We start from the raw sequence: 9,058 nt of genomic DNA, 5'->3' as shown, positions 1-9,058 counted from the left end.
ATCCTTCAGCTCGCCCTTGAAGCGAATCGCACCTACCTGGCGACAAGCAATCGACGCCTCGGCGCGATCCTCCGCCAGACCCAACCCACCCTTTACCCCGCCCGTCTTGGCGCGAGACAGGTAGCAGGTCACGCCATCCACCTTCGGGTCATCAAAGGCCTCGACCACGATCCGGTCATTGGGGCCGACAAACTTGAACACCGTCGACACCTGGCCAATCTCTTCGGCCGACGCCAGCAACGGCATCGCCAGCAGCAAACCGAGCAATCCCTTCATTACGCGCATCGAGACTTCCTTTTTACTTAAACCAGAATCAGGTTATCCCGGTGAACCAGCTCCGGCTCAGCCATGTAACCCAACAGACCGACAATCGCCTCAGACGACTGCCCGATGATTTTCTGCGCCTCAAGGGCGCTGTAGTTGGCAAGGCCACGGGCAATCTCACGACCGTCCGGCGCCACGCACACCACCATTTCGCCACGGCGGAAGCTGCCCTGGACCAGTTTTACACCCACCGGCAGCAAGCTTTTGTTGCCTTGGGACAACGCTGAAACCGCACCAGCATCCAACACCAGGGTACCGCGCGTCTGAAGATGCCCCGCCAGCCACTGCTTGCGCGCCGCCAGCATGCCACGCTCAGGCGACAGCAGCGTACCGATGCGCTCGCCCGCCTTGAGGCGATCCAGCACCCGCTCAATCCGGCCACCGACGATGATGGTATGCGCACCAGACCGCGCAGCCAGCCGTGCCGCACGCAGCTTGGTCTGCATGCCGCCACGCCCCAGGGCACCGCCGACACTGCCAGCCACCGCATCCAGCGCCGGATCATCGGCACGCGCCTCATAAATCAGCTGGGCCTCAGGGTTATTGCGCGGGTCAGCGTCGAACATGCCGTCACGATCCGTGAGGATCACCAGCAAATCAGCCTCAACCAGGTTGGCCACCAGCGCTGCCAGGGTGTCGTTGTCACCGAAGCGAATCTCGTCGGTCACCACGGTGTCATTCTCGTTGATCACCGGGATCACCTTGAGTTCAACCAGGGCACGCAGGGTGCTGCGGGCGTTCAGGTAGCGCTTGCGGTCGGACAAGTCGTCATGGGTCAGCAGAATCTGCGCCGTGTGGCGCCCGTGCTCGGCAAAGCTGGACTCCCAGGCCTGTACCAGGCCCATCTGACCAATCGCGGCGGCAGCCTGCAGCTCATGCATCGCGCTGGGTCGCGCGGTCCAGCCGAGGCGGCTCATGCCGGCGGCAACCGCCCCGGACGACACCAACACCAACTCGACGCCGGCCTCATGCAAGGCCACCATCTGGTCCACCCAGACACTCATGGCCGCACGATCCAGCCCCTTGCCATCCGCCGTCAGCAGCGCGCTACCGATCTTAACGACCCAACGCTGCGCACCTGTCACCTTGCTCCGCATCATCTTCAACCTTAGATAGAGGGCCGCGCGACCCAGCGCCGCCCATAACGTTATTCGTGACTACCGATTTCCAGATACCAAAACGCCGCTCGATTGAGCGGCGCTTAAGTTTACTGCAACGAATCAGTCGCGCACGTAAATGATTTCCGGACCATCTTCATCATCCACGTCTTCCTCGTCCCAATCATCGTCACCGATATCATGGACCGACTTGACGCCACTGCGACGCAGGGCACGCTGATCATCCAGCGCCTGCAACTGGGCACGAGCCTCGTCTTCGATGCGCTGATCCAGTTCAGCCAGCTCGGCCTTGTAGACAGGGTCGGCGGCTAGGCGATCGGCACGGTCTTCGAGGTAACGCATGATGTCGCGAGTCAGGCGCTCAGTGCCTTCTTTGGCAATGGCCGAGATCACGTAGACCGGACCGGTCCATTCCAGGCGATCAACGATCTCCTTGACGCGCTCTTCGTGCTCTTCCTCGAGGATCTGGTCGCACTTGTTCAGCACCAACCAGCGATCACGCTCAGCCAGGGACGGGCTGAACTTGGTCAGCTCGCTGACGATCACTTCAGCAGCGTCCGGTGCACTGGTGTCATCCAGCGGCGCCATGTCGACGAGGTGCAGCAGCAAACGGGTGCGGGACAAGTGCTTGAGGAAACGGATCCCCAGGCCTGCGCCGTCGGAAGCGCCTTCGATCAGGCCCGGAATGTCCGCAACCACGAAGCTTTTCCAGCGGTCGACGCTGACCACACCCAGGTTCGGCACCAGGGTAGTGAACGGGTAATCGGCGACTTTCGGCTTGGCAGCAGACACCGAGCGAATGAACGTACTTTTGCCGGCGTTCGGCAAGCCCAGCAGGCCCACATCAGCCAGTACCTTCATTTCCAGCTTGAGGTCACGCTGCTCGCCTGGCTTGCCCGGCGTGGTCTGGCGTGGCGCACGGTTGGTACTGGACTTGAAACGGGTGTTGCCCAGACCGTGCCAGCCGCCATGAGCCACCAGCAGGCGCTGACCGGCTTTGGTCAGGTCACCAATGACTTCCTGGGTTGCGGAGTCGATCACGGTGGTGCCGACCGGAACCCGCAGTACCAACTCTTCGCCTTTTTTACCGGTGCAGTCAGTGCTGCCGCCGTTGGAGCCACGCTCGGCATCAAAGTGCCGGGTGTAACGGTAGTCCACCAGGGTGTTGAGGTTTTCGTCGGCGATCATGTAGACCGAGCCGCCATCACCACCATCACCACCGTTAGGACCACCGTTTTCGATGAATTTTTCCCGACGGAAACTCATGCAACCGTTACCGCCGTCGCCAGCTTTTACTCGGATCGAAACTTCATCAACGAACTTCATAACAAAACGCCTCTCGCCACACGGACGAGCTTAAGAAACCAAGACATAAGACTCTTGCAAAAATGAGCGCAGCGACCTCAAGCAACGACCGCAAATCCACTGCTTTCGCCCATCACAAACAGCTTTGCAAGAGACTCACCCCACAAACGAAAAAGCCCCGTCGCGAGACAGGGCTTTTCCAGCAACTACGTAATTATGCCGCGACGACTTCAGTCTTCGGGACAATGCTCACGTAACGGCGGTTGAAAGCGCCTTTTACTTCAAACTTGATCACGCCGTCGATTTTAGCGAACAGAGTGTGATCTTTACCCATGCCAACACCGTAACCGGCGTGGAATTGGGTGCCGCGCTGACGCACGATGATGTTGCCCGGAATGATAACCTGGCCGCCATACATCTTCACGCCAAGGCGTTTGGCTTCTGAGTCGCGACCGTTACGGGTACTACCACCAGCTTTTTTGTGTGCCATGAGTCAATTCTCCTAGTGAGGAATTAGGCTGAAATTAAGCCTGAATACCGGTGATTTTGATCTCGGTGTACCACTGGCGGTGGCCCATACGCTTCATGTGGTGCTTACGACGACGGAACTTGATGATGCGGACTTTATCGTGACGACCTTGGGAGATCACTTCAGCCACAACGGTAGCGCCTGCAACAACTGGAGCGCCGATGTTCACGTCATCGCCATTGGCGACCAACAGAACGCGATCAAAAGTAACGGATTCGCCAGTAGCGATTTCCAGCTTCTCGATCTTCAGGTATTCACCTGGGGCGACCTTGTATTGCTTGCCACCAGTAACAATTACTGCGTACGACATGGTATTTCTCCGATAATCCTGCTCACCCAGCGCTTTATAAGAAGAGGTATTGGCTGGCATGGCTGCATGGGATGGACGTCCCGAATGCAATTGCGTAAGGCAGGTGCTGCCCAGGAAGTTCAGGGTGCGCGATTGTACGCAAGCTATGGAGGTGTTGCAAGTAGCCGTCTATCGCGCCTTGACACTACGGGACGCGGGTCCTAGCATGCCGCGCAACCCTTCTGGAGCGACTGTCGCTGATGCAACCCCAAGCTTTCTACCGCGCGGTGGCGGACGATTTTAGCGCCGTCGACGGCATCATCAAGAAGCAGCTGACTTCTAAAGTGCCGCTGGTCTCCAAAATTGGCGACTACATTACGTCGGCCGGCGGTAAACGCCTGCGTCCTTTATTAGTGTTGCTGTGTGGCAAGGCCCTGGGCCGCGAAGGCGATGACCTGCGCCTGCTGGCCGCGACCATCGAGTTCCTGCACACCGCCACCCTGCTGCACGACGACGTGGTCGACATGTCCGGCATGCGCCGTGGTCGCGAGACGGCCAACGCGATGTGGGGCAATGCGCCGAGCGTACTGGTGGGCGACTTCCTGTACTCGCGCTCGTTCGAAATGATGGTCGAGCTGGGCTCGATGCCGGTGATGAAGATTCTTTCACAGGCCACGCGCATCATCGCCGAAGGCGAAGTGTTGCAGCTGTCGAAGGTTCGCGACGCCAGCACCACCGAAGAAACCTACATGGAAGTGATTCGCGGCAAAACCGCGATGCTCTTCGAAGCCTCGACCCACAGCGCCGCCGCCCTGTGCGAAGCGACGCCCGAGCAGAGCGAAGCCCTGCGCACGTTCGGCGATCACCTGGGCGTGGCCTTCCAGCTCGTGGACGACCTGCTGGACTATCGCGGCGACGCCGAAACCCTGGGCAAGAACGTCGGTGACGACCTGGCCGAGGGCAAGCCGACCTTGCCACTGATCTACACCATGCGCGAAGGCACGCCGGAACAGGCCGCCCTGGTGCGCAAGGCGATCCAGAAAGGCGGGATCGAAGACCTGGAAAGCATCCGCGAAGCCGTGGAAGCCTCGGGTTCCCTCGAATACACGGCGCAACTGGCCCGTGACTACGTGGCTCGCGCGATCCAATGCCTGGAAGCCCTTCCAGCCAGCGAATACCGGGACGCCCTGGTTGAGCTGAGTGAGTTCGCGGTCGCCCGTACCCACTGATTCTGCTCTGCTCCATGTAGGAGCTGGCTTGCCTGCGATTGCATCACCGCGGTGTAACAGACAAACCGAGGTGCCTGCATCGCAGGCAAGCCAGCTCCCGCAGCGTTCTCTGGCGTTGCTGCCCCCTGCCCGGCTAAAACCCTATACAATGTGCGCTTTTTAGCCATCCTGAAACCAAAGGAGCTTTAGTGAGCACGTTGCCACCCTGCCCGAAATGCAATTCCGAATACACCTACGAAGATGGCGCCCAGCTGATTTGCCCGGAATGCGCCCATGAGTGGGCCGTCGGCAGCGAAGCCGAGGCGGCCAGCGATGAATCCGTGAAGAAAGACTCTGTGGGCAACGTCCTGCAGGACGGCGACACCATCACCGTGATCAAGGACCTCAAGGTCAAGGGCACGTCCCTGGTGGTCAAGGTCGGCACCAAGGTCAAGAACATCCGCCTGTGCGATGGCGACCACGATATCGACTGCAAGATCGACGGTATCGGCCCGATGAAACTCAAGTCCGAGTTCGTCCGCAAGGTCTGAATATGCTGCCTCCATCCCGCGCCCTGCACGGGATGGCGCTTCACCCTCCCCGCGTCACTTCCGCACTGGCGGCAAAAGGCCAGGCCTTTTGATCAAAAACAATATCCACACAGAAAAGTCCGGAAATGGCCAATAGGGACTTGCTATTCTACGAATAAGAATTATTCTCATTGAAACCCATCAAGGAGATACTTCCCATGACTTATTTGATCGATGCCTGGCTGGACCGTCCACACCCTTACCTGCGAATCCTCCATCGGGAAACCGGGGAAGTCTGCGCGGTGCTGGAAGAAGAGGCGTTAAGCGAACTGCAGGATCAGGGCGACCTGGACGTCAATGGCCTGAGTTCCAGTGAGCCCGGGGTGCTGAAGGAAGTGGTGAGAAATCTGTTTCTGTTCTGCTATGCCCGAGCGTTGCGCCCGGTGACGGATCTCAATGGCAAGTTTCATCCATGAGCAACCGCGCAAAACACTGCAGGAGCGAGCAGGCTCGCTCCTGCAGGTAAGGTCTTACAGAACGTCGAGCAGCTCGACGTCAAACACCAGAACGCTGTGCGGCGGGATGCTGCCAACGCCTTGAGCGCCGTAAGCCAGTTCGCTCGGCACGTACAGGCGCCATTTGCTGCCGGCATTCATCAGTTGCAGGGCTTCGGTCCAGCCGGCGATCACGCCGCCAACCGGGAATTCCGCAGGCTGGCCGCGCTCGTAGGAGCTGTCGAACACAGTGCCGTCGATCAGGGTGCCGTGGTAGTGAGTCCGCACCTGGTCTTCACGGGTCGGCTTGGCGCCGCTACCTGCAGTCAGCACTTCAAATTGCAGGCCGGAAGCCAGGGTGGTGATGCCGTCACGCTTGGCGTTTTCAGCCAGGAAAGCCAGGCCTTCGCCAGCAGCAGCTTCAGCCTTTGCAGCGGCTTCGGCTTGCATGATTTCGCGGATGACCTTGAAGCTGGCGGCCATTTGCTCCTGGTCCACACGGCTAGGCTTGCCGGCAAAAGCGTCGGTCAGGCCAGCCAGGATCGCGTCCAGGCTCACGCCCGGTGGCGGGTTGTCGCGCAGCTGGTCGCCCAACTGACGGCCAATGCCGTAGCTCACGCGGGTTTCGTCGGTGGACAGATTAACTTCGGACATGGAAAGGCTCCGCTGTAGGACGACACAGGTGCCGTCCAAACTAAAAGGGCGAGCAGACTAGCACACAAGCCACGCCCTTGATGAGCCCCGCGCAGGAGAGCGCCAGGGGCTGATTAATGCTTGGTAACCTTGTCCAGGTAGCCCATGGCAAACGCCGACACCACGAAGGTCATGTGAATGATCACGTACCATTTCAGGTGCTCGGGATCGACGTTCTTGGCGTCCATGAACACCCGCAGCAGATGGATCGACGAAATCGCCACGATGGACGCCGCGACCTTCATCTTCAGCGACGAGGAGTCCATGGTCCCCAGCCAGTTGAGCTTCTCCTTGCTTTCGTCGATGTCCAGTTGGGAGACGAAGTTCTCGTAGCCGCTGATCATCACCATCACCAGCAGGCCGCCCACCAGGGCCATGTCGATCAACGACAGCAGCACCAGGATCACATCCGACTCGCTCATGGTGAACACGATGGGAATCACATGAAACACTTCCTGGAAGAACTTCAGGCCCAGCGCCAGCAGCCCCAGGGACAGCCCGAAATAGATCGGCGCCAACAGCCAGCGTGAGGCATACATTGCATTTTCGATAAAGCGTTCCATTGAATCTCACACAGCTTGGCTAAAAATGGCGGCGAGTATACCAGCCGCACCCAAACCCCAGAAACCGTCGAGAAAACTGATCTGTACGGCATCTGTTAAGGAATTTTTCTGCTAGTGTCGAGCTCATCAACTCGGCTCGATGATGTCGGACAGGAAAACTCAGATAATGGATGTGCGATCCCCTTTGGCCAGCCTTGGCCTGTGTGCGGCGTTGCTGATGGGCAGCGGTTGTTCCCCAAGCGATGAACACAAGCAAGCCAGTCTCGAAGAGAAAACCGCCAAGTTCGAACAATCCCTGGACGCCATCCAGGACCCCAAGCTCAAGGACGCCGTGTCCGAGCTTGGAGGCTCGCTGCTGTTGCTGGAACGGGCACGGGCCAAGCTCGCCACCAAGCCCATCGAGGCCGAGTACAGCGAAGACGCCCTGGCGCTGCTCAAGCATTACCCTACGCCGCAGGCCCTGGTCGATACCTACATCAATGGCCTGTTTGTCCTGCGCAAGGCGTCCCATTCGGACTACCTGACGGACCTGCAGCCGATCTTCCCATTCAACTTCAACATGCCCGACCAGTTCCCCTTCCCACACGGCCTGGAATGGCAGTCGGTGACCCTGAGCAACAACAAGGTCATCCCGTTCCAGCCGGAATGGTCGGAAACCGACCCGGGCATCCAGTTGAGCCCCACCAGTTCCAACCTGACCAACCCCGATGACCTGACGGTGACCTACCCATTCGTCGAAGGCGTCGAAACGGAGAACAAAAGCCAGCCGCAGCCCGTCACCCTCAAGGGCAAGGTGGAAGTGATTGCCCCGCGTAAAGTCTTCACCTTCGACTTGTCGAAAAAGGACGTGGGCCGCAAGCGCACCGAAGAAAACGTCACCGTCACCCTGCTGGCCCTGGAAAAGAACTACGCCGAGATCGAACTGACCAACAGCGCCCCGCTGGCGCCGGAAGTCGCGGACGAATCGCCGAACCCGTTGCTGGTGCAGGCTCGTGACACCACCGGGCAATTTCTCTCGCGCTCGGGCTCGATCAACGAAAACGCCGCGCAACTGGCGTTCTACGAGAAGCAACTGGCCGAAATGCAGAAGCAGAAGGCCTGGTCCGGCGCCTTCGAGAAACAGCTGGAAGACGAGCAGAAAGCCTTCGAGCTCAAGCAGAACAGCCACTACACCAAGGTGTACTTCAATGGCCTGATCGACAATGTGCAAGTCAGCGTGCTCGACTTTTCCCAGGCCACGGTGACCCGCAAGGACCTGGACCTGCCCGTACGGCGCTTCGACAAGAACAGCCTGGAAAAAACCGTACAGCCGTTGCCGATGCCCGTCACGGTGTATGACGACCAGGCCGCAGATTGGCTCAAGGACGCCACCCTGTCCGAAGACCAACTGAAGAAAAGCGTCACCATCAACCAGTCGGTGGATGACGCCAGTGCGGCGCACGTTGAGTTCGATCACCCCTACACCTTCAACGACGACCTGCTGGGCGAGGACCGCGGCGGCGGCGATGCCCCGGTGACGTTCCTCACCGCCAACGACGAAGGCAAGCTTGGCGAGCCGATCGAACTGCCCGCCGAAGCCTACGAGGTCGACCCGGGGCGCGGCACCATCACCTATGACCTGAACCTGTTCCCTGAAAACCCGGGGTTTGCCGTCGGATCGATGCCGCTGTTCCTGGCGACCATCGAGAAAGGCAGCCTCACTGCCGGGCAACTGCCCAAGGGCCTGGAGCTGAAGGACAACGCGCTGATTGTCGACCAGAAGCTGTTCCCCTCTGACAGCTGGCGGTTCTATGCCAAGGACGCCAGCGGCAACTACCTGAAGGAAATTCTCGGCGTCAGCCACCGCGCCGAGGAATACGGCACGGCGCTGTTCGACGTGCATTACTTCTACGGCCAGCCGACGACATTGGAAACCTACCAGCGCACCGGCCTGGACACGGTGCAGTATGGGTTTGAGGTCAAGCTGGACAAACCCGAGGCGGCCCCTGCCCCCAAGCCATAGCCC

11 protein-coding genes are annotated in these 9,058 nt (G+C 59.5%); 4 read left to right on the top strand and 7 right to left on the bottom strand.

What is annotated here, in order from left to right; translation table 11 throughout:
* The 5 genes from HX786_RS30350 to rplU all read right to left on the bottom strand — a co-directional run.
* A partial coding sequence (locus HX786_RS30350) for a CreA family protein (protein ID WP_178913013.1) occupies positions 1 to 285 on the bottom strand: 285 nt, incomplete at its 3' end.
* A 17-nt stretch (positions 286 to 302) separates the two neighbouring features.
* Positions 303 to 1,421 carry a glutamate 5-kinase gene (proB, locus tag HX786_RS30345; RefSeq protein WP_003215866.1) on the bottom strand — a complete coding sequence of 373 codons (1,119 nt, stop codon included), beginning with the start codon at positions 1,419 to 1,421 and terminating at the stop codon, positions 303 to 305.
* A gap of 123 nt (positions 1,422 to 1,544) precedes the next feature.
* On the bottom strand, positions 1,545 to 2,768 hold the full coding sequence (cgtA, locus tag HX786_RS30340; RefSeq protein WP_003215864.1) for an Obg family GTPase CgtA: 1,224 nt from the start codon (positions 2,766 to 2,768) through the stop codon (positions 1,545 to 1,547).
* 193 nt (positions 2,769 to 2,961) lie between these two features.
* A complete protein-coding gene (rpmA, locus tag HX786_RS30335; RefSeq protein ID WP_003215862.1) occupies positions 2,962 to 3,237 on the bottom strand; it encodes a 50S ribosomal protein L27 in 276 nt (91 codons plus the stop codon).
* 34 nt (positions 3,238 to 3,271) lie between these two features.
* A complete protein-coding gene (rplU, locus tag HX786_RS30330) occupies positions 3,272 to 3,586 on the bottom strand; it encodes a 50S ribosomal protein L21 (protein WP_003176051.1) in 315 nt (104 codons plus the stop codon).
* A 239-nt stretch (positions 3,587 to 3,825) separates the two neighbouring features.
* Here rplU and HX786_RS30325 point away from each other — a divergent pair, with 239 nt between their 5' ends.
* From HX786_RS30325 to HX786_RS30315, 3 genes are all read left to right on the top strand, one after another.
* Positions 3,826 to 4,794 carry a polyprenyl synthetase family protein gene (locus HX786_RS30325; RefSeq protein ID WP_003215860.1) on the top strand — a complete coding sequence of 323 codons (969 nt, stop codon included), beginning with the start codon at positions 3,826 to 3,828 and terminating at the stop codon, positions 4,792 to 4,794.
* A gap of 188 nt (positions 4,795 to 4,982) precedes the next feature.
* Complete coding sequence (locus tag HX786_RS30320; protein ID WP_178913012.1) at positions 4,983 to 5,324, top strand: zinc ribbon domain-containing protein YjdM; 342 nt, start codon at positions 4,983 to 4,985, stop codon at positions 5,322 to 5,324.
* Positions 5,325 to 5,521: 197 nt separating this feature from the next.
* Complete coding sequence (locus HX786_RS30315; protein ID WP_003215856.1) at positions 5,522 to 5,779, top strand: hypothetical protein; 258 nt, start codon at positions 5,522 to 5,524, stop codon at positions 5,777 to 5,779.
* Positions 5,780 to 5,833: 54 nt separating this feature from the next.
* On the opposite strand, the gene HX786_RS30310 is transcribed toward HX786_RS30315, so the two are convergent.
* On the bottom strand, positions 5,834 to 6,451 hold the full coding sequence (locus tag HX786_RS30310; RefSeq protein WP_003215854.1) for an FKBP-type peptidyl-prolyl cis-trans isomerase: 618 nt from the start codon (positions 6,449 to 6,451) through the stop codon (positions 5,834 to 5,836).
* A gap of 113 nt (positions 6,452 to 6,564) precedes the next feature.
* The gene (locus tag HX786_RS30305) at positions 6,565 to 7,053 is read right to left on the bottom strand and encodes a TIGR00645 family protein (RefSeq protein WP_003215853.1); all 489 of its coding nucleotides are present in this window, start codon (positions 7,051 to 7,053) and stop codon (positions 6,565 to 6,567) included.
* A gap of 166 nt (positions 7,054 to 7,219) precedes the next feature.
* On the opposite strand from HX786_RS30305, the gene HX786_RS30300 reads away from it, so the two are divergent.
* Entirely contained in the window at positions 7,220 to 9,055 is a 1,836-nt protein-coding gene (locus tag HX786_RS30300; protein ID WP_178913011.1) for a hypothetical protein, read from the top strand.
* The last annotated feature ends 3 nt before the right edge of the window (positions 9,056 to 9,058 follow it).

The organism is Pseudomonas sp. 21615526, from assembly GCF_013386245.1.
Taxonomy (GTDB): domain Bacteria; phylum Pseudomonadota; class Gammaproteobacteria; order Pseudomonadales; family Pseudomonadaceae; genus Aquipseudomonas.
The sequence above is the reverse complement of the archived record's forward strand: the minus strand, read 5'-3'. Positions and strand labels throughout refer to the sequence as shown.

Coding starts and splice junctions, on each gene's coding strand:
- proB (WP_003215866.1), bottom strand. CDS start 1,421: ATGCGGAGCAAGGTGACAGGTGCGCAGCGTTGGGTCGTTAAGATCGGT.
- HX786_RS30300 (WP_178913011.1), top strand. CDS start 7,220: ATGGATGTGCGATCCCCTTTGGCCAGCCTTGGCCTGTGTGCGGCGTTG.
- cgtA (WP_003215864.1), bottom strand. CDS start 2,768: ATGAAGTTCGTTGATGAAGTTTCGATCCGAGTAAAAGCTGGCGACGGC.
- HX786_RS30315 (WP_003215856.1), top strand. CDS start 5,522: ATGACTTATTTGATCGATGCCTGGCTGGACCGTCCACACCCTTACCTG.
- rplU (WP_003176051.1), bottom strand. CDS start 3,586: ATGTCGTACGCAGTAATTGTTACTGGTGGCAAGCAATACAAGGTCGCC.
- HX786_RS30325 (WP_003215860.1), top strand. CDS start 3,826: ATGCAACCCCAAGCTTTCTACCGCGCGGTGGCGGACGATTTTAGCGCC.
- HX786_RS30310 (WP_003215854.1), bottom strand. CDS start 6,451: ATGTCCGAAGTTAATCTGTCCACCGACGAAACCCGCGTGAGCTACGGC.
- rpmA (WP_003215862.1), bottom strand. CDS start 3,237: ATGGCACACAAAAAAGCTGGTGGTAGTACCCGTAACGGTCGCGACTCA.
- HX786_RS30305 (WP_003215853.1), bottom strand. CDS start 7,053: ATGGAACGCTTTATCGAAAATGCAATGTATGCCTCACGCTGGCTGTTG.